We start from the raw sequence: 19,496 nt of genomic DNA, 5'->3' as shown, positions 1-19,496 counted from the left end.
CTCCTCAATCGTCGGAGGGGCTTGATCGGGAATCGCCGGAGTGGGGAGGTCGGCCTAGACTCGGGCCATGGAGATTCTCGCTTTTGGTGTGCAATCAGACGAAAAGCCCCTCATCGAGAAGGCCTTCGCGGGTCACCACGACGTCCGCTGCCTGGACGTCTTCCTCAACGAGGACACGGCCCCCATCGCGGCGGGCTACGAGATCATCTCCACCAGCGTCAACGCCACCCTGAACAACCGCGTCCTGCAGACCCTCGCGGCCGGCGGCACGCAGATGATCGCCCAGCGGTCCACCGGCTTCAACAACATCGACCTGGAGGTCGCCGAGCGCCTGGGCCTGACCGTGTCCCGGGTCTCGTACTACTCGCCGTACTCGGTCGCGGAGTTCGCCTGGGCCCTCGTGATGGCCGTCAACCGTCGCATCGTCCGGGCGAGCATCCGCACCCGCGACTTCGACTTCCGCCTCGACGGCCTGATGGGCCGCGACATGCGCGGCCGCACCGTCGGCGTCCTCGGCACCGGCAAGATCGGCGAGGCGTTCACCCGGATCGCGCACGGCTTCGGCATGAATCTGCTCGGCTGGGACGTCGCCGAGAACCCGGAGTGCGTCGCCCTCGGCATGAAGTACGTCGACAAGGAGCAGCTCTTCGCCGAGGCCGACCTGATCAGCCTGCACGTGCCGCTGCTCCCCTCCACCGAGCACATCGTCGACGCCGCCGCGCTGCGCACCATGAAGGACGACGCGATCCTGATCAACTCCAGCCGCGGCGGCCTCGTCGACACCAAGGCGCTGGTCGCCGAACTGCGCGAGGGCCGCTTCACGGGCGTGGGCCTCGACGTCTACGAGGCCGAGGCGGGCCTGTTCTTCCTCGACAAGTCCCTCGACGTCGTCGAGGACGACACCCTCGCCCGCCTCGTCACCTTCCCGAACGTGCTGGTCACGTCCCACCAGGCGTACTACACCGTGGACGCGGTCGGGCAGATCATCGAGGCCACGGTGAAGAACGTCCTCGACTATCAGGCGGGCCGCCGCTCCGAGAACGTCCTCGTGCCGGCCGTCAGCTGAGTCAGCAGCTCCCGCACGATCCCGGCGCCGCGCAGCGACAGCACCGACTCCGGGTGGAACTGGATCGAGGCGAACCCGGGCCCGCGCAGCGCGTGCACCTCGCCGCCGGTGTCCCGGGCGACCTCCACCTCGTGGGCGGCCAGTTCGCGCGCGGCCTCGTCGTCGCAGGCCGCCACGAAGCTGTTGTAGAACCCGACGGTCTCGGTGCGGCCGAACAGCTCGATGTCGGTCTGCGCCCCCTGGTACGGCACCTCCTTGCGGACGATGTCCAGGCCCAGCTCGGCCGCGATCAGCTCGTGCCCGAGGCAGACGCCGAGCACCCCGTGGCCGTGCGTGCGCAGCACATCGGCGGTCAGGGAGCGCAGGAAGCGCATCTTGGGGTCGCTGAGGTCGGACGGGTCGCCGGGGCCCGGTCCGAGCACGACCGGCCCCTCGTGCGCGAGCACCCGCTCCCGCAGCCCCTCCTCGTCGTAGCGCCGCACGCTCACGTCGAGCCCGGACGAGCGCAGTACGTGGGCCAGCATCGCGGTGAACGTGTCCTCGCCGTCCACCACCAGCGCGTGCCCGGACAGCTCACCGGCCCGCTCCTGCATCCGCAGCCAGAACGGGGCCAGGGCGGCCCGGCGTCCGTCGAGCGCGGCCCGCACCCGCGGGTCGTCGGCCAGCGCCGGGCGCGCGCTCTCCTCGCGCGGCCTGGACGGACGTACCCCCAGGGCGGCCAGCACCCCGGCGGCCTTCGCGTGCGTCTCGGCGACCTCGCTCATCGGGTCCGAGCCGCGGACGAGCGTCGCGCCGACCGGCACCCGGAGGCGTCCGGCCGCGTCGATGTCGGCGGTCCTGATCAGGATCGGCGAGTCCAGCGTCTGCGCGCCGCCCGCGTCCCGGCCGACCAGCGCGAGCGCCCCCGCGTAGTAGCCACGGCCGACACCGTCCCGCCCGAGGGGCTCGTATCGCTCGATGACCCGGCAGGCGTTCTGCACCGGCGAGCCGGTGACCGTCGCCGCGAACATCGTCTCCTTCAGGACGTCCCGCACATCGAGGGTCGACTTCCCGCGCAGCTCGTACTCGGTGTGCGCGAGGTGCGCCATCTCCTTCAGGCGCGGGCCGATCACCACTCCGCCCATGTCGCCGACGGTGCACATCATCTTCAGTTCCTCGTCGACGACCATCGACAGCTCCTCGATCTCCTTGCCGTCGGCGAGGAAGTCCAGGAGGTCGTCCGCGGTGGGACCGGTGGCCGGATAGCGGTACGTGCCGCTGATCGGGTTCATGACGACGGTCCCGCCGGCCATCCGCACATGCACCTCCGGGCTTGCCCCCACCAGGGTGCGGTCGCCGGTGTGCACGACGAACGTCCAGTACGCGCCGCGCTCACCGTCGAGCAGTCGCCGGAACAGGGCGAGGGCGTCGGCCCGTGAGAACCCCGGGATCTCACCCTCGTACGTCCTGCGGATCACGAAGTTCGCGCCCTCGCCCCGCCCGATCTCCTCGCGCAGGACCCGGCCGACGATGGCCGCGTACGTGTCGTCGTCGACGTCGAAGCCGCCGTCCCTGACGTCCACCGCGTGCGCGGGCAGCTGCCGCAGGGCGTCGGCGAGGGGGATCTCGTACGACTCCTCGGGGCGCAGGACGGCCAGCGGGGTCCCGTCGTCACGGACGTCGAAGCCGCGCTCGCGGATCTGGCGGAAGGGGACGAGCGCCAGGCCCTCCGGGATGTCCGCGAGCCGGTCGTACGTGCCGACCGGACCGATCAGGACCTCGACCGTGTCGTGGTCGCGCCCCGGGGTGCGGCGGCGCAGCAGGGCGAAGGGGCGGTCGTCGGTGAGGAGTCGGTCGAGCATGGGAGGTGTTCCTTCCAGTGACTGTCGGGAGTGAGAGTCGATCGGGAGGAACGGCCGCCGCTTGTGTCGGAAAACACTGAAGGCCGCCCCTCGGGCGGCCTTCGCGGAAGTGGATACGCGCAGTCAGTGGGCCGCCGGATGTGCGGTCCACCACCAAGTGGTGTTGAGGCTGGGCTTTTCCAGCGGCTGCGCGAACATGAGCGGAACCATACCCGAGCGGGGGCTCAGACGTGTCCGACGCGTCTCAAAAGATGAGCGCCGGAATGGACACGCGACATGACCCCGTAATGTGGGCGAGGTGACCGTGAACGCTAAGACCAGCGCGAGCGCTGGCAACACCTGGCGAGACCTGCCCGCGGCGCAGCAGCCCGAGTACCCCGATGCCGAGGCTCTGCGCGATGTGATCGCGGACCTCGAGTCGTATCCGCCGCTCGTCTTCGCAGGCGAGTGCGACCAGCTGCGCGCCCGACTGGCGGCCGTCGCCAAGGGAGAGGCGTTCCTCCTCCAGGGCGGCGACTGTGCCGAGGCCTTCGACGCCGTCTCCGCAGATCACATCCGTAACAAGCTCAAGACCCTGCTCCAGATGGGTGCCGTACTGACGTACGCCGCCTCGGTGCCGGTCGTGAAGATCGGCCGGATCGCCGGCCAGTACTCCAAGCCGCGCTCCAAGCCGACCGAGACCCGCGACGGCGTCACCCTGCCGACCTACCGCGGCGACTCCGTCAACGGCTTCGAGTTCACCGAGGCCGCCCGCATCCCGGACCCCGAGCGCCTGAAGCGGATGTACAACGCGTCCGCGTCGACGCTCAACCTGGTGCGCGCCTTCACCACGGGTGGCTACGCGGACCTGCGCCAGGTGCACGCCTGGAACCAGGACTTCGTGAAGTCGTCCCCGTCCGGCCAGCGCTACGAGCAGCTCGCGCGTGAGATCGACAACGCGCTGAACTTCATGCGCGCCTGCGGCACCGACCCGGCCGAGTTCCAGACGGTCGAGTTCTACGCCTCCCACGAGGCGCTGCTGCTCGACTACGAGTCGGCGCTGACCCGCGTCGACTCCCGTACGGGCAACCTGTACGACGTCTCGGGCCACATGGTCTGGATCGGTGAGCGCACCCGTCAGCTCGACGGCGCCCACATCGAGTTCGCCTCGAAGATCCGCAACCCGATCGGCATCAAGCTCGGCCCGACGACGACGGCCGAGGAGGCGCTGCAGTACATCGAGCGTCTCGACCCGGACCGCGAGCCCGGCCGACTGACCTTCATCGTCCGCATGGGCGCCGACAAGGTCCGCGACAAGCTGCCCGAGCTGGTGGAGAAGGTCACCGCCTCCGGCGCGACCGTCGCCTGGATCACCGACCCGATGCACGGCAACACGTACGAGGCGGCCTCCGGTCACAAGACCCGCCGCTTCGACGACGTGCTCGACGAGGTCAAGGGCTTCTTCGAGGTCCACAAGGAGCTCGGCACGCACCCGGGCGGCATCCACGTCGAGCTCACCGGTGACGACGTCACCGAGTGCGTGGGCGGCGGCGACGAGATCTTCGTCGACGACCTGCACCAGCGCTACGAGACGGCCTGCGACCCGCGCCTCAACCGCAGCCAGTCGCTCGACCTCGCGTTCCTGGTGGCGGAGATGTACCGCGACCAGTGAGGTTCTCTCGCTCTGCGTAAAGGCCGTGGGGCGCGGATCACAAGGATCCGCGCCCCACGGCACTTTTGTGCTCCCGGGAGGCCGGGTAAGGTTAGGTTAGCCTCACCGATCAATCGGGACGGCACCGCTGATGAGTCTCGACCTGATCCCGACCGGGAGGTGAACCCGCGTGTACGTCTGCAACTGCTTCGGCGTCACCGAGGCGCAGGTCAAGAAGCACGCGGACGACGGTGCCTCCACCCCGCGCCAGATAGCCTCGGCCTGCAAGGCCGGCACCGACTGCGGCTCGTGCGTACGGCGGATCCAGGCGCTGCTCGGCCGGGGCGCGTGCCCCCGCCGGGAACTCGTCGAGCAGGGTGAGACGGCCGTGGCCCTGTCGCCGCAGGCCGAGCTGCCGGACGCCGCCTAGGCCGTCCCGCTGAAGAGGGCCGGGTCTCAGCTCTCGGGCTGCTCGATCAGCTGCGCGATGTACAGCGGCTCGCCCAGCTTCTCCACCAGTTCGAGCTGCGTGTCGAGATAGTCGATGTGGTGCTCCTCGTCCTCGAGGATCGACTCAAAGATGTTTGCGGACGTGATGTCGCCCTTGGCGCGCATCACCTCGATGCCCCGCTTCAGACGGTCGATCGCCGCGACCTCGATCTGCCGGTCCGCCTGGAACATCTCGGTGACCGTCTGGCCGACCTGGACGTGGAAGAGCCGCTGGTAATTGGGCAGGCCGTCCAGGAAGAGGATCCGGTCGGTCAGCACCTCCGCGTGCTTCATCTCGTCGAACGACTCGGCCCGGGTGTACTTCGCGAGCTTCGTCCAGCCGAAGTTCTCCTGCATCTTGGCGTGCAGGAAGTACTGGTTGATCGCGGTGAGCTCGGCCGTCAGCTGCTCGTTGAGAAATTCGATGACCTCGGGGTCGCCCTGCATCGCAGAGGCTCCTTCCAAGCGGGTGGACTGGGCAGGTTTCGCGCATCCTCGCACCGGCACCCAGACCCGTCCAGTAAGTGCACGCTTAGTAGGAGTTGCCCGAATCGATGATCGACTGTCGCCCGTCGACGTGCGCGTGGTCACGCCCACTGCCCGGTGTCTGTCAGGATGGAGGCATGGGTCATCCGGTGGAACGCGAGTCTGGGGGAGCGGTGCAGCAGGAGCTTCCGCCGGGACAGCGTCTGCAGCGCGGCTGGCCCGTCACGCACTACGGTCCGGTGCCCAAGTTCCGCCCCGAGCGCTGGGAGTTCAGGGTCTTCGGGGCCACCGCCGACGGGGACAAGCACACCTGGAACCACGAGGAGTTCTCGGCGCTGCCGTACGGCACCGTGGTCGGTGACCTGCACTGCGTCACGAAGTTCAGCATGATCGGCGCCGAGTGGGGCGGGGTGCGGGCCTCGACCGTGCTCGAACTGGCGCCGCCGGCCCCCGACGTCACGCATGTGATGGTCTGGGCCGAGTACGGCTTCAGCTCCAACCTCCGCCTCGCGGACTTCCTCTCCGAGCGCACGATCTTCGCCACCCACAAGGGCGGTGAACAGCTCACCGCCGAGCACGGCTTCCCGCTGCGCCTCGTGGTGCCGCACCTGTACGCGTGGAAGGGCCCGAAGTGGGTCCGCGGCGTCGAGTACATGACCGCGGACCGGCGGGGCTTCTGGGAGGAGCGCGGGTACCACAACGTGGGGGACCCGTGGCGTGAGCAGCGCTATTCGTACCAGGAGGGGCCCGGGGAAGGGCCCGAGCTCTAGGCTCTTCGCCTCCCCGGGCGGCAGTCCTCAGTGGTGGTACTGGTGCACCACCGCATGGCCCTTGCCGCGGCCGATCATCCAGCGGTTGACCGGCGTCGTCACCACGAAGGCGAGCGCGAGGGACACGGCGAGGGTGCCCCAGAACAGCACGTCGTCGAGGTGCGCGTCCATGGCGCTCGGCCACAGGGCGATGACGCCGTTGTCGATCAGCTCCATGACGGCGATCGACAGGGTGTCGGCGGCGAGCGCGACCCGGAACGCGGTCCGGAAACCGACGCCCGCCCGCAGCACCCCGCGCAGCGTGAGCGAGTAGCCGAAGACGAAGGCCAGAGCGATCGCCAGCACCATCGTCGGCACATTGCCCCAGCCGAGCGCGGTGCCGATCACCATGCCGAGGATCTCGCCGATGGCGCAGCCGGTGAGGCAGTGCAGGGTCGCCTGCGCGGCCGTCGACCAGCTGACCCGGGCGGTCCCGTGCTGGTGGTCGTGGGTGTGCTGCGTGTGGTGCTGCTCGGTGTGCTCGTCGTGCCGCATGGGTCCCCCAGCGTCCGTCACGGTTCCTGTCACCGAGAAGAACCGTATACCCCCCGGGGGTATTCCCCTCTGAGGGAGGAGATTGCTACGGACGCAGCTCCTTGAGGCGGGCCACGTCCGCGGCGTGCCCTTCCTTGCCGCCGGGCGTCTCGATGACCAGCGGCACGTTCTCGGTCGCCGGATGCGCCATGAGCTCGCGGAACGGATCGGCGCCGATGTGGCCGGAGCCGATGTTCTCGTGCCGGTCCTTGTGCGCGCCCGCGACGTCCTTGGAGTCGTTGGCGTGGATCAGCTTGAGGCGGCCCTCGCCGACCGTGTCCACGAGCAGATCGAGGGTCTGCTTCATGCCGGCCGGACCGGTCAGGTCGTGGCCCGCCGCGAAGATGTGGCAGGTGTCGAGGCAGACGCCCAGCCTGGGGTGGCGGTCGAGCGCGTCGAAGTACGGGCCGAAGTCCCAGGTCCGCGAGCACAGCGACGCGCCCTGCCCGGCGGTCGACTCCAGGAGCAGAAACGGATCGTCGTCGTGCGTCAGCTCGTCGAGCAGCGGCAGCATGTGCTCCCGTACCTGCGCCAGCGCCACCTCGCGCGGCCGGCCGCCGGTCGCGGAACCGGTGTGCACGACCACGCCCAGGGCGCCGATCTCACGGCCGCGCCGCAGGGAGTGGCGCAGCGACTCCACCGACTTCTCGACGGTGGCCTCGGTGTGCGACCCGAAGTTGATCAGATAGGGAGCGTGGACGTACGCGGGAATGTTCTCGGCGGCGCACGCGGCGCGGAACTCCTCGTCCTGCCGGGGGTTGCCGGTGGGGGTCGCCCAGCCGCGCGGGTTGGCGACGAAGACCTGGACGGTCTCGGCCTTGAGCTCACGCGCGTAGGACAGTCCTACGGAGGCGAGGCCGCCGGCCACGGGGACGTGACCGCCGATCGGGTTGCGGATGCTGCTGTTCACCCGGCCCAGGGTGTCATGGCGCGCACGAACGCCCTGGGGCCGGGCCGCCGCCCACTACCTGATCGTGATCTTGATGGTCGAGCCCTTGGGGGCCTCGTCGCCGGCCTCCGGGGACTGCTTGTCCACGTGGTCGCCGAACAGTCCGAGCAGGCCCCGGTCCTCGTCGACCTGGAACCCGGCGTCCTCCAGGGTGGACGTCGCCTCGTCGACCTTCATGCCCGTGACGTCCGGGACCTCGACCATGACGGGCCCCTTGGAGATCGTCAGGGTCACGGTGTCGCCCTCGGCGAGCTGCTTGCCCTCGCCCGGCGACTGCTCGGCCACGGCGCCCTTGTCCTCGTCCGAGTTGACCCGCGCCGGGGCGATCTTCGCCTTCAGGCCCGCGTCCGCCAGGTCGGCGACCGCGTCCTCCTGCGACTCACCGGTGACGTCGGGGACGTCGACGGGGGAGCCCTTGGAGACGACGAGGGCGACCGCCGCGCCGGACTTGCGCGTCGAACCCGCCTTCGGGTCCGTACTGATCACGGAGCCCTTGGCGACGTCCTCGCTGAACTCCTTGGTGACCATCCCCGGTGCGAGTCCCGCGTCCTTGAGCCCGCTCCTGGCCTTGGCCAGCGGGGTGCCCTCGAGATCGGGGACCTTCACGGTCTCGGGGCCCTTGGACACCGTCAGGTTCACCGTGCCGTTGTTCCTGATGCGGCTGCCGGGCGCCGGGTCGCTGCCCATGACGGTGCCCCGGTCGTAGGCGTCGCTGTACTTCTCGGTGACCTTGCCGAGGTTCAGGCCCGCCCCGTCGACGCGGCGCTCGGCCTCGGCCCGGCTCTGGCTCAGGATCGTGGGGACCTTGGTGAACTGGCCCGAGTTGATGTACCAGACGCCCGTGCCGACGCCCAGGGCCAGCAGCACCGCCGCGATGATCACGAAAAGTCCGCGGCGCGGCCGGCCGCCCGCGCCGCGCGGCGGAGCCGGCGGCATGGGCGGCGGGCTCTGGAGCACGCTCGTGCGGTGGTACTGGTCCTCGTCCTGCGTCGGCAGCGGAAGCTGTACCGAGGTGGCCCCCACCGCGCGCGGGATCACGCTCGTCCGGTCGTCGGCCCCCACGTGCTCCGCCTCGTGGGCCTGCGGCGGCACCGCGTCCAGCTGCGGGTCGGAGAGCGTCGCCCGGGCCGCGCGGACCTGGGCCAGGAACGCCACCGCGTCGTACGGGCGGACACCGGGCGTGCGGGCCGTCGCCGAGGCGACCAGCTCGTCCAGCTCGTAGGGCAGGCCGGGGACGGAGGCCGACGGCGGCGGCACGTCCTCGTTGAGGTGCTTGTACAGGATCTGCGCGGGGGAGTCCCCCAGGTGCGGCTTGCCGCCGGTCAGCATCTCGTACAGGACGACACCGCACGCGTAGACGTCCACCGAGGGCGTCGCCGTGCCGTGCTCGATCTGCTCCGGCGCCAGATAGGACACCGTGCCGAGGACCGACCCGGTGGTGTTGGTGACCGTGTCCACCGCGCGGACGAGCCCGAAGTCGGCGACCTTCACCCGGCCGTCGTCGCCTATCAGCACGTTCTCCGGCTTCATGTCGCGGTGCACGAAGCCCGCGCGGTGCGCCGCTCCGAGCGCGGCGAGCACCGGCTCCAGGATGTCGAGCGCCGCGCGCGGCCGCAGCGCCCCGCGGTCGCGCAGGACGTCGCGCAGCGTGCAGCCCGCGATGTACTCCATCGCCAGATAGACGTACTGCCCGTCGGTGCCCTGGTCGTAGACGCCGACCACATTGGGGTGCGAGAGACGGGCCACCGACTTGGCCTCGCGGATGAACCGGTCGACGAACGAGACGTCGGCCGCCAGCGACGGGTGCATCACCTTGATCGCGAGCACGCGGTCGAGGCGGGTGTCCACGGCCCGGTAGACCGTGGCCATCCCGCCGACCGCGATGCGTGCGTCGATGCGGTACCGGGCGTCGAGCACATGCCCGAGCATGGGGTCTCCCCGGCCGGAGGCTGGGGAAGGGTCCTGAAGGGTCGTGTCCACGCAGGGAGTCTACGAGGAGCGACCGACAGGCCGGTCCCGTGCGGCAGGACCGGACCCGTACTGCAGCAGAGCTGTGACCGGCGCGGGTGTCAGAAGGCGGGGCGCTCGGGATCGAGGTGCGCGCGCCCCTCCCGGGGCGAGGACGCCTCGGCGAAATGGCGCCGGGGGATGCGCCCGGCCCGGTGCGCGAGGCGCCCCGCCTCCACCGCGTGCCGCATCCCTTCGGCCATGAGCACCGGCTCCTGGGCGCGGGTCACCGCGGAGGCGAGCATCACACCGGCGCAGCCCAGTTCCATGGCGAACGCCACATCCGACGCGGTACCCGCGCCCGCGTCCAGGATCACCGGCACGCGCGCGTGCTCGACGATCAGCTGGAAGTTGTGCGGGTTGCGGATGCCGAGCCCGGAGCCGATGGGGGAGCCCAGCGGCATGACCGCCGCGCAGCCCACGTCCTCCAGCTTGCGGGCCAGGACCGGGTCGTCGTTCGTGTACGGGAGCACGGTGAAACCGTCGTCGACCAGCGTCTCGGCGGCGTCGAGCAGCTCGATGGGGTCCGGCAGGAGGGTGCGCTCGTCCGCGATGACCTCCAGCTTCACCAGGTCCGTGCCGAGCGCCTCGCGCGCGAGGCGGGCCGTGAGCACCGCCTCGCGCGCCGTGAAGCAGCCCGCGGTGTTCGGCAGCACCCGGATGCCCAGCTTCTCCAGGACCGACAGGACCGAGCCGTGCACATCGGCGCTGACGCGCCGCATCGCCACCGTGGTCAGCTCGGTGCCGGAGGCCACGAGAGAGCGTTCGAGGACATCGAGGCTCGGCGCCCCGCCCGTGCCCATGATCAGGCGCGAGGAGTACGTGGTGCCGCCGAGAACGAAAGCGTCGTCAGCCATGGATGGGTTCAGCCTCCTTGGACGGCGGTGAGGACTTCGACACGGTCTCCTTCGGAGAGCGCGGTGAGCGGCCACCGGGTGCGCGGCACGACGGTCTCGTTGAGCGCGGCGGCGACTCCGGAGTGCGCGGTGGTGAGCGTGGCCACCAGGGCGCCGAGCGTGACCCCGGCGGCCACGGCGCGCGGCTCGCCGTTCACAGTGACGTTCATGCGGGCTGCTCCAGGGTGGCGGCGCTGAACCGCCTCGGGGTGAACGGGCGTGCTTCCTCAGGGAGTTCACCGGAGACCAGGACATGGGCCAGGGCGTCGCCGGTGACCGGTGTGAGCAGCACGCCGTTGCGGTGGTGACCGGTGGCGAGGTGCAGGCCCGGCAGCGCGGTCGGGCCGAGGAGCGGGGCGTTGTCGGGGGAGCCGGGGCGCAGGCCCGCGCGCGTCTCCGTCAGCGGCAGTTCGGTGATGCAGGGGACGAGCTCGTGGGCGTCGCGCAGCAGCTCGTAGACGCCGCCCGCGGTGACCGTGGTGTCCCAGCCCAGCTCCTCGGTGGTCGCGCCGACGACCAGCTCGCCGTTGACGCGCGGGACCAGATAGACGTGGCTGCCGCGGACCATGGCGCGCACGGTGCGGCTCAGGAACGGCGCGTACCGCCGCGGCACCGTGAGCCGCAGCACCTGGCCCTTGACCGGCCGGACGGGCGGCAGCACCTCGTCGGGGACGCCCGCGAGCTGCCCGCTGCGGCTTCCGCCCGCCAGGACGACCTGCCCGGCGTCGAGCTCCGTCCCGTCGGTGAGCGTCACGCCGCGCGCCCGGTCCCGGACGACACGGAGCCGGTCGGCCCACGCCCGGCGCAGGATCACGCCGGAGCGCTCGCAGGCCGTCAGCAGGGCGCTCGCGAGCCTTCTCGGGTCGATCTGGTGGTCGCCGTCGACCCGCAGGCCCCCGCGCACGCCCGGCGCGAGCATCGGCTCCAGGCGCCGGCAGTCGCGGCCCGACAGCCACTCGGAGTCGAGGCCCGACTTCCTTTGCAGCGCGTGCAGTTCACGCAGGTGCGCCCGGTCGTCGGCGTCGAGCGCGACGGCGAGCGTGCCGCACGCGCGGTAGCCGAGATCCTGCCCGGTGGCCTCGGACAGCTCGGCGGCGAACTCCGGATAGCGGGCGGCCGAGGCGACGTTCAGACCGAGCAGCGTCTGCTCGCCGTAGTGCAGTTCGGTGACGGCGGCCAGCATCCCGGCCGCCACCTGGGCGGCCCCGCCGCCCGGTTCGGGGTCCACGACCGCGACGGACAGACCGCGCTGGGCGGCCCGCCACGCGGTGACCAGGCCGATGATGCCGCCCCCGACGACGAGGACGTCAGTTCCGGAAGGCTTCTTCGATGCTTCGGGTGGCGTACGCGACATGGGCGTCCAGCCCCTCCCTTCGCCGGCATGACCCGGATCAGGTTCGTACGGTCGGAGGCCGCTCCAGCCTCCCTCTCAGCCCGCTGCGTACGGGCTCCCGCGAGTGCTTTACGGTGGCCACCCTAGCCCTTCGGTCCCCGCCCCAGTAAGGGAGCCCTCGCCCGTGGCGCGCTCGCTCGACGGCCTCTTCCTCGCCCCTGTCGCCGACCAGGCGCCGGGCCAGGTGGGCACCAGGACCCGCTTCGCCTACCGCGAGGAGGACGGCCGCATCTGGGCCGACTACGCGGGCGGCGACGTCGTCCGCGGACACCTCGTGGGCACCCGCTCCGGTGACCGGCTCGACTTCCGCTACGTCCAGCTGAAGACCGACGGGTCCACCTCCACGGGGCACTGCCTCTCCGTCGTGTCCGAACTCCCCGACGGACGCGTGCGGCTCGACGAGACCTGGCGGTGGGAGTCGCAGGAGGGCCGCGGCACCAGCGTCGTCGAGGAGATCGCGCCCACCGCCGGCCCCCTTCCGGGCGCTGTTGATCACTAAACCCGGTGACACGTGTGCAGGACGTCACGGCGCTCCAGTGGCCCGCTCCGCTGACTGACGCAAGATCAGGTGCCTAAGGTGATCCTGTGAGCGAGCAGCGGAACGGGAACACGGGTTCGGCAGGGCGACGCGTCGTCATCGTCGGCGCGGGCATGGCCGGAGTGCAGACGGCGGTGGCCCTGCGCGAACAGGGCTTCCCCGGCACGGTCACCCTGATCGGCGCGGAGCCCCATCAGCCCTACGACCGGCCGCCGCTGTCCAAGGCGGTGCTGCTGGGCAAGGCCGAGGGCTCCGCCTTCGACGTCGACTTCGAGGCGCTCGGCGTCACGCTGGAGCTGGGCCGCGAGGTCACCGGCCTGCGCCCGGGCGACCACGAGCTGGACACCGCGCAGGGCCCCGTCCCGTACGACGTGCTGGTCGTCGCCACCGGCGCCGAACCGGTGCGGCTGCCGGGCACCGAGGACGTCCCCGGCGTGCATCTGCTGCGCACCCTCGACGACGCCGAGCGGCTGCGGCCCGTCCTCGCCGAGCAGCACGACGTGGTGGTCGTGGGCGCGGGCTGGATCGGCGCCGAGTTCGCCACCGCCGCGCGCGAGGCGGGCTGCCACGTCACCGTCGTGGAGGCCGCCGAGCGGCCGCTGGCCGGAGCCCTGCCCGCCGAGATCGCCGCCCCCATGGCGGCCTGGTACGCCGACTCGGGCGCCGAACTGCGCACCCGCGCGCGCGTGGAGCACATCGAACCCGGGGCCGTGGTCCTGGACGACGGCACGCGCCTGCCCGCAGGGGCCGTCGTCATCGGCATCGGCGCCCGCCCCGCCACCCGCTGGCTGGCCGGCTCCGGCATCGCCCTGGGCGACCACCGCGAGGTGCTGGCCGACGAGGGGCTGCGCACCTCCGTGCCGGACGTCTACGCGGTCGGGGACTGCTCGTCGTTCCCCTCGGGGCGCTACGGACAGCGGCTCCTCGTCCACCACTGGGACAACGCCCTGCAAGGACCGCGCACCGTGGCGGCGAACATCATCGGGGAGACACCCGCCGTCTACGACCCGGTGCCCTACTTCTGGTCCGAGCAGTTCGGCCGCTTCGTGCAGTACGCGGGCCACCACGAGAGCGCCGACACGGCCGTGTGGCGCGGCGACCCGACGGGCGCCTCCTGGTCGGTGTGCTGGCTGCGCGAGGGCGCCCTGGTGGCCGTCCTCGCGGTCGGCAAGCCCCGTGACCTGGCCCAGGGCCGCAAGCTCATCGAGGCCGGAACGGTCCTGGACCCCGGGCGGCTGGCCGACCCCGCCCGCCCGCTGAAGTCCGCCGTGGCGTGACCGGGGGCCCGAGCCGCTCCTGAAAACACCTGGTCAGACGGTCCCGGCTTCCGACTGTCAGTCCGGGATGGCACGCTTGTCCCGTGACCGAGATTGACGCAAAGATCGATGCTCTCGTCCCCGAGTGGCTGACCCTCCCCGACATCGCCGAGCAGATGGACCTCGAGGTGACGCGGGTCCGCCAGCTGGTGAAGGAAGGCCAGGTGATCGCCGTACGCCGTGGGGAGAACCGCGCGCTGCACGTGCCCGCCGCCTTCATCGACGGCGACAAGATCGTCAAGGGGCTCGTCGGCCTCCTGACGGTCCTGCGGGACGACGGCTTCTCCGACGAAGAGATGCTGGAGTGGCTCTTCACCGCCGACCCGACCCTGCCGGGCACGCCCGCGCAGGCGCTGAGCGAGAATCGCGGCACGGAGGTGAAGCGCCGCGCCCAGGCGCTCGCCGTCTGACCTGACGACCGTCCGGCGTGCGCGCCCCACACCCCGTGGGGCGCGCACGCCACGACACCGCACCACCCACGGGGGGAATTTCCATGGCAGACACCCAGCGTGCCCGGCTCGCCGACGCGCGGCTCTATCTCTGCACCGACGCGCGCAGGCGCCAGGGGGACCTCCCGGAGTTCCTGGACACCGTCCTGGCGAACGGGGTGGACATCGTCCAGCTGCGCGACAAGGGCATGGAGGCCGGCGAGGAGCTGGAGCACCTCGCCGTGTTCGCCGAGGCGGCCCGCCGCCACGGCAAGCTGTTCGCGGTGAACGACCGGGCGGACGTCGCCCACGCGATCCGCTCGGACGTGCTCCACCTGGGCCAGGGAGACCTGCCCGTGCCCGCCGCCCGCGCCGTCCTCGGCGCGGACGTCCTCATCGGCCGCTCCACGCACGCCGAGGCGGAGGCCGACGCGGCCGCCGTCCAGGACGGCGTGGACTACTTCTGCACCGGCCCCTGCTGGCCGACCCCCACCAAGCCGGGCCGTCACGCCCCCGGTCTCGACCTCGTGCGCCACACCGCGGGCCTCGGCACCGACCGCCCCTGGTTCGCCATCGGCGGCATCGACCTGGGCAATCTCGACGAGGTCCTGGAGGCCGGCGCCCGCCGCGTCGTGGTCGTGCGGGCCATCACCGAGGCCGACGATCCGGGCGCCGCCGCGGCCGAGTTCACCAAGCGCCTGCGCTCCGCCTGACCCGCGCTTTCCACCCGCTGTCCGCAGGGTGGACGGGGATTAGGGCGTGCGGTAATCCGTCAGTAACCTGCCCGTATGGCCCTAGGTACTCCTTCCACCAGGACTGATCGCGCCCGCACCGTGCGCGACATGCTCGCGACCGGCAAGACGGTCTACTCCTTCGAGTTCTCCGCGCCGAAGACCGCCAAGGGCGAGCGCAACCTGTGGAACGCGCTGCGCAGGGTCGAGGCCGTCGCCCCCGACTTCGTCTCCGTGACGTACGGCGCGGGCGGCTCCACGCGCGCGGGCACCGTGAAGGAGACCGAGCAGATCGTCGCGGACACGACGCTCACGCCGGTCGCCCACATCACCGCCGTCGAGCACTCCGTCGCCGAACTGCGCAACATCATCGGGCAGTACGCCGACGCCGGGATCCGGAACATGCTCGCGGTGCGCGGCGACCCGCCCGGCGACCCGATGGGCGACTGGATCTCGCACCCCGAGGGCCTCACGTACGCGGCCGAACTCGTCGAACTGATCAAGGAGTCCGGCGACTTCTGCGTGGGAGTCGCGGCCTTCCCCGCGATGCACCCGCGCTCCGCAGACTGGGACTCCGACGTGCGGTACTTCGTCGACAAGTGCCGTGCGGGCGCCGACTACGCGATCACCCAGATGTTCTTCTACCCGGAGGAGTATCTGCGGCTGCGCGACAAGGTCGCCGCCGCCGGCTGCGACACCCCGATCATCCCCGAGTGCATGCCGGTGACGAGCGTGCGGATGCTCGAACGCCTGCCCAAGCTGAGCAACGCGGACTTCCCTCCGGCGCTGAAAGAGCGGATCCTCACAGCCAAAGACGATCCGGCCGCTGTACGCTCCATTGGCATCGAGTTCGCTACGGAGTTTTGCGCCAAGCTGCTTGACGAGGGAGTGCCGGGTCTGCACTTCATTACGCTCAACAACTCGACTGCGACGCTGGAAATCTACGAAAACCTGGGCCTGCACGATCAGCGGGCCTGATGGGCCGTACCCACCCGGGGCTGCGGCCGTACGAGAGGGGCGTACATGGGCTGGGCGGTCCTCTATATCGCGTTCGGACTGGTGGCGCTGTGGCTGCTCGGTGAGGTGCTGCTGCAGTACAAGGCGAGGCTGCGCTGGCGGCTGCTCGCCTTCGGCGGCTTTCTCGGGGTGGTCCTCGGCGTCCTGATGCCCTCGGTGATCGTCATCGGGCTCGGCGCCATCGCCTTCGCGATCGGGCAGACCTACGTCACGCTGTCGTTCCGCCGCGGCTTCGCGTCCGGCTGGGCCCTCAAGAAGGGCGACCCGGCGGCGGAGGCCCCGAGCGGGCGGCGCGGCAGGAGGGAAACGGTCCGGCAGGACCCGACCCTCGAAGTCTCCGACCTGGAGTACGCGCAGGGCGAGCGGGGCGCGCAGGACACGGCCGGGGACGACTACGCGGCGGCGCCGGAGAGCGCGGCCGAGTCGACCTCCGTGTACGCCCCGGAGCCGATGCCCGAGGACACCGGCCAGTACGGCGTCTACAGCGACGCGGCATACGCCCAGGCCACCCACCAGGGCGACCAGCAGGGCTACGGCTACGACACCGGGTCCTACGGCTACGACCAGAACGGCTACGGGTACGACACCGGGCAGCAGCCCTACGCGGCCCCGTACTCCGACCCGTACATCGGGGCGCAGAGCTACCCCGAGCAGCCTCAGTACGGGGACCCGTACGCCACCGGCCAGCAGAGCTACGGCGACCCGTACGCGACGGGCGGCGGCTACGGCGGGGAGACCCCGCCCGGCGGTGTCTGGGTCCCGCAGCAGCGCGACGGCGACGAGTACGGCGGCGAACTGCCGCCCGAGCAGCCCTATCCCGCGTACCCGCAGCACGACCCCAACGCCGGGTACGACACCGGGTATCAGCAGGAGCAGCAGTACCGGTACTGACGGTCCCGCCACTGGCGTGACGGAGTGGGCCCGAGTTCCGCGGCCCGGCTCACTGCGAGCCGCGGAACTCGGGCCCTTCCACGACCAGTCCGGCCACCAGCGCCCCCGACATGCCCGCGTGCGGCAGTCCGCCGCCCGGGTGCGACCAGCCTCCGACGGCGAGGAGCCCCGGCAGCGGTGTGCTGTTGGCCGGGTGGAGCAGCGCGCCCCGCGCCGCCGCCAGCGCGGGCGCGGGCACGGCGCCGCCCTCCGCGCCGGTCGCCTCCGCGATGTCGCGCGGGGTGCGGATCTCGTGCCACAGCAGGCGCTCGCGCAGCTCGGGCACCGCGCGCCCGGCCGCCGCGAGGACCGCGTCGACGTCGGCGTCGGACACCGCCGCGCCGGACGGCACCGTCACGGTGAGGGTCACCGCCTCGTGCGCGTCGTCCGGCACCTGGGCCGCGTCCCCCGGGCGCAGCACCGTGACCGTGGGCCGGTCCGGCCGCGCGGCGCCGTCGAACAGCCACGCCGTCTCGGTGGCCCGGTCCGTCCCGTGCACCACCGTGCGGTGCGGGGTGCCCTCGGGGCGGGGGCCGCGCAGCGCGAGATGCACCGTCAGCCGGCTGGGCACGGCCGCCTCGGCACGGGCCGGGACCGCGCCGCGCACCGACGGCCCCGGTACGAGCGCGTCGAGCACGCCGGGCGCGACACCGGCCACCACGAACTCCGCGTCCTCCACCGATCCGTCGGCCAGCTCGACGCCCGCCGCGCGCCCGTCCTTCACCATGACCCGGGTGACGGCCGCACCGAATCTGAACTCGACCTTCCGCTTCAGGCAGCGCGCGTGCACGGCGTCGGCGAGGGCCCGCATGCCGCCGGTCACCGCCCAGGTGCCGAAGGTCTGCTCCATGTACGGCAGCACGGCCGCGCTCGCCGGTGCCGTACGGGGATCGAGGCCGTACGCGAGCGCGTAACTCTCCAGGAGCGCCACGAGGCGCGGGTCCCCGGCGAGCTCCAGGTCGCCGATGTCGGCGAGCGTGGCCGCCGTGCGGGCCTTGCGCAGCAGTCGCTTGTGCGGGACGGCCGGGTAGGGCTCGCGCTCGGCCAGCACCTCCCAGTTCGGCCACAGGGGCTCTTCGAGCAGGGGGCGGCGCGAGCGGTCCCAGGCTTCCCGCGCCCGGTCCATGAACGCCGACCAGCGCGCGCCCGCGCCGGCGCCGACCGTCGCGTCCAGCGCCTCGGCGACGCCCGCCCGCCGGGCGTTCGGCAGGTCGGCCGCCGTGCCGTCCGCGAAGACGTGCCGCACGGCGGGCTCCACCTGGGTGAGACCGACCAGGTCCTCCAGGGGCTCCTTGCCGGTCTTGATGAACAGGTCGCGGTAGACCGCCGGCAGCGGGAGCAGGCCGGGGCCCGTGTCGAACGCGAAGCCGTCGCGCTCGAAGCGGCCCACCGCACCGCCGTACGTCGACGCGCGCTCGAAGACCACCGGTCGGTGGCCCGCCACGGCCAGCCGAGCGGCGGCCGCCATGGCGCCCAACCCCGCGCCGATCACCGCAATTCGTGCCATGCCAGGGACTGTAGCGGCCGCCACCGACAACGCCGCCGCCAGGTCAGGGCGGGGGCTGCGGCCCCTCGCGGGCGATCCGTCGCTCCTCGCGCCGCTGGGCCCGTCTGCGCAGGAATCTGCGGATGCGGCTGATGAGGAAGACCAGGACCACCAGCCCGGCGACGAGCAGCACCGCCGCGATCACCGCGGCCGCCACCGGATGGAACATCGCGAACGTCACGATGCCGGCGACGCCCAGATCCTCGGCGGTGGACAGCACGAAGTTCGACGCCGGTTCCGGCGAGGTGTTGACCGCCATCCGGGTGCCGGCCTTCACCGCATGGCTGGCCAGCGCCGTCGAGCCGCCGATCGCGCCCGCGGCCAGGTCGGACAGCGACCCGCTCTGCCCGGCGAGCAGCGCGCCCACGACGGCGCCCGCGACCGGCCGGATCACGGTGTGCACCGAGTCCCACACCGAGTCCACGTACGGGATCTTGTCGGCGACGGCCTCGCACAGGAAGAGCACGGCCGCCGCGATCAGCACGTCAGGCCGCTGCAGCGACTCGGGGACCTCGTCGGTCAACCCGGTCGCGCCGAAGACGCCGAGCAGCAGGACCACCGCGTACGCGTTGATGCCGCTCGCCCAGCCGCTGGTGAAGACCAGGGGGAGTACGGACACGGAGGTGATCGTAACCATTGGAGAACTCGCCGTGCCTGGGGATGAGCACGCAGGTCTGAGTATCCGTACCTAGATGGGGAGATGAGTAGGTACGCGGATGGGGTTCTACCTGCGTAGACGGAAGAGTGGAGGCCACGGGGAAGGGCGCGGCCCCCGGCACCGCCGACACGGGGCGGCGGAACGGAAGAAGCGCCCTTGTACCGCTCCTCTCGCCCGGCAGGGCGGGAGCGAGGCACGGGGGACCGAGGGAGAACCGACGGGGGAACGACGG

At 71.6% G+C, this 19,496-nt stretch carries 20 protein-coding genes and 1 riboswitch; of the genes, 10 read left to right on the top strand and 10 right to left on the bottom strand.

From position 1 onward, the window contains the following. Positions 1–67 precede the first annotated feature (67 nt). On the top strand, positions 68–1,066 hold the full coding sequence (locus K377_RS04525; RefSeq protein WP_111661817.1) for a 2-hydroxyacid dehydrogenase: 999 nt from the start codon (positions 68–70) through the stop codon (positions 1,064–1,066). On the opposite strand, the gene K377_RS04520 is transcribed toward K377_RS04525, so the two are convergent. Next, positions 1,018–2,907, bottom strand: a complete 1,890-nt coding sequence (locus K377_RS04520; RefSeq protein WP_111661816.1) for an anthranilate synthase family protein — start codon at positions 2,905–2,907, stop codon at positions 1,018–1,020. The two genes, K377_RS04525 and K377_RS04520, sit on opposite strands and share 49 nt — an antisense overlap. A gap of 298 nt (positions 2,908–3,205) precedes the next feature. Between K377_RS04520 and K377_RS04515 the strand changes: the two genes are divergently transcribed. After that, complete coding sequence (locus tag K377_RS04515) at positions 3,206–4,558, top strand: class II 3-deoxy-7-phosphoheptulonate synthase (RefSeq protein WP_111662179.1); 1,353 nt, start codon at positions 3,206–3,208, stop codon at positions 4,556–4,558. Positions 4,559–4,727: 169 nt separating this feature from the next. Further along, on the top strand, positions 4,728–4,967 hold the full coding sequence (locus K377_RS04510; RefSeq protein WP_111661815.1) for a bacterioferritin-associated ferredoxin: 240 nt from the start codon (positions 4,728–4,730) through the stop codon (positions 4,965–4,967). Positions 4,968–4,993: 26 nt separating this feature from the next. Here K377_RS04510 and bfr read toward each other — a convergent pair whose 3' ends face one another. Next, a complete protein-coding gene (gene bfr / locus K377_RS04505) occupies positions 4,994–5,473 on the bottom strand; it encodes a bacterioferritin (RefSeq protein ID WP_111661814.1) in 480 nt (159 codons plus the stop codon). Positions 5,474–5,649: 176 nt separating this feature from the next. Between bfr and K377_RS04500 the strand changes: the two genes are divergently transcribed. After that, a complete protein-coding gene (locus tag K377_RS04500) occupies positions 5,650–6,282 on the top strand; it encodes a sulfite oxidase-like oxidoreductase (protein WP_111661813.1) in 633 nt (210 codons plus the stop codon). 27 nt (positions 6,283–6,309) lie between these two features. On the opposite strand, the gene K377_RS04495 is transcribed toward K377_RS04500, so the two are convergent. The 6 genes from K377_RS04495 to thiO form a co-directional block, all read right to left on the bottom strand. Continuing rightward, on the bottom strand, positions 6,310–6,816 hold the full coding sequence (locus tag K377_RS04495; protein ID WP_111661812.1) for a DUF4396 domain-containing protein: 507 nt from the start codon (positions 6,814–6,816) through the stop codon (positions 6,310–6,312). Between the two features lie 85 nt (positions 6,817–6,901). After that, positions 6,902–7,765, bottom strand: coding sequence for a deoxyribonuclease IV (locus K377_RS04490; protein ID WP_111661811.1), 864 nt, complete (start codon positions 7,763–7,765; stop codon positions 6,902–6,904). A 54-nt stretch (positions 7,766–7,819) separates the two neighbouring features. Beyond that, entirely contained in the window at positions 7,820–9,784 is a 1,965-nt protein-coding gene (gene pknB, locus K377_RS04485) for a Stk1 family PASTA domain-containing Ser/Thr kinase (protein ID WP_375605903.1), read from the bottom strand. A gap of 89 nt (positions 9,785–9,873) precedes the next feature. Further along, entirely contained in the window at positions 9,874–10,668 is a 795-nt protein-coding gene (locus tag K377_RS04480; RefSeq protein ID WP_111661809.1) for a thiazole synthase, read from the bottom strand. Between the two features lie 8 nt (positions 10,669–10,676). Further along, positions 10,677–10,877, bottom strand: coding sequence for a sulfur carrier protein ThiS (thiS, locus tag K377_RS04475; protein WP_111661808.1), 201 nt, complete (start codon positions 10,875–10,877; stop codon positions 10,677–10,679). Then, a complete protein-coding gene (gene thiO / locus K377_RS04470; RefSeq protein ID WP_111661807.1) occupies positions 10,874–12,061 on the bottom strand; it encodes a glycine oxidase ThiO in 1,188 nt (395 codons plus the stop codon). Before thiO ends, thiS begins: the two co-directional genes overlap by 4 nt. Continuing rightward, positions 12,059–12,172, bottom strand: a riboswitch (TPP riboswitch). It overlaps the preceding gene by 3 nt. 52 nt (positions 12,173–12,224) lie before the next feature. Between thiO and K377_RS04465 the strand changes: the two genes are divergently transcribed. The 6 genes from K377_RS04465 to K377_RS04440 all read left to right on the top strand — a co-directional run bounded on the left by K377_RS04465 (position 12,225) and on the right by K377_RS04440 (position 17,021). Next, complete coding sequence (locus tag K377_RS04465) at positions 12,225–12,599, top strand: hypothetical protein (protein ID WP_111661806.1); 375 nt, start codon at positions 12,225–12,227, stop codon at positions 12,597–12,599. 86 nt (positions 12,600–12,685) lie between these two features. Then, on the top strand, positions 12,686–13,915 hold the full coding sequence (locus K377_RS04460) for an NAD(P)/FAD-dependent oxidoreductase (protein ID WP_111661805.1): 1,230 nt from the start codon (positions 12,686–12,688) through the stop codon (positions 13,913–13,915). Positions 13,916–13,998: 83 nt separating this feature from the next. Continuing rightward, a complete protein-coding gene (locus K377_RS04455; protein ID WP_111661804.1) occupies positions 13,999–14,364 on the top strand; it encodes an Rv2175c family DNA-binding protein in 366 nt (121 codons plus the stop codon). Positions 14,365–14,447: 83 nt separating this feature from the next. Next, positions 14,448–15,095 (top strand): thiamine phosphate synthase, encoded by a 648-nt coding sequence (gene thiE, locus K377_RS04450; RefSeq protein WP_111661803.1) that lies wholly within the window; start codon positions 14,448–14,450, stop codon positions 15,093–15,095. A gap of 75 nt (positions 15,096–15,170) precedes the next feature. Beyond that, positions 15,171–16,091: a methylenetetrahydrofolate reductase [NAD(P)H] gene (gene metF / locus K377_RS04445; protein ID WP_111661802.1), complete on the top strand. Its 921-nt coding sequence runs from the start codon at positions 15,171–15,173 to the stop codon at positions 16,089–16,091. Positions 16,092–16,136: 45 nt separating this feature from the next. Further along, positions 16,137–17,021 carry a hypothetical protein gene (locus K377_RS04440; RefSeq protein WP_111661801.1) on the top strand — a complete coding sequence of 295 codons (885 nt, stop codon included), beginning with the start codon at positions 16,137–16,139 and terminating at the stop codon, positions 17,019–17,021. A 49-nt stretch (positions 17,022–17,070) separates the two neighbouring features. On the opposite strand, the gene K377_RS04435 is transcribed toward K377_RS04440, so the two are convergent. Next, on the bottom strand, positions 17,071–18,567 hold the full coding sequence (locus K377_RS04435; RefSeq protein ID WP_111661800.1) for an NAD(P)/FAD-dependent oxidoreductase: 1,497 nt from the start codon (positions 18,565–18,567) through the stop codon (positions 17,071–17,073). 43 nt (positions 18,568–18,610) lie between these two features. Continuing rightward, entirely contained in the window at positions 18,611–19,225 is a 615-nt protein-coding gene (locus K377_RS04430; RefSeq protein WP_111662178.1) for a DUF4126 domain-containing protein, read from the bottom strand. Positions 19,226–19,496: the final 271 nt, after the last annotated feature.

The sequence above is a fragment of the Streptomyces sp. PsTaAH-137 genome (assembly GCF_003259365.1).
Taxonomy (GTDB): Bacteria; Actinomycetota; Actinomycetes; order Streptomycetales; family Streptomycetaceae; genus Streptomyces.
Note: the sequence above shows the minus strand (reverse complement) of the source record. Positions and strands in the feature narration are given on the sequence as shown.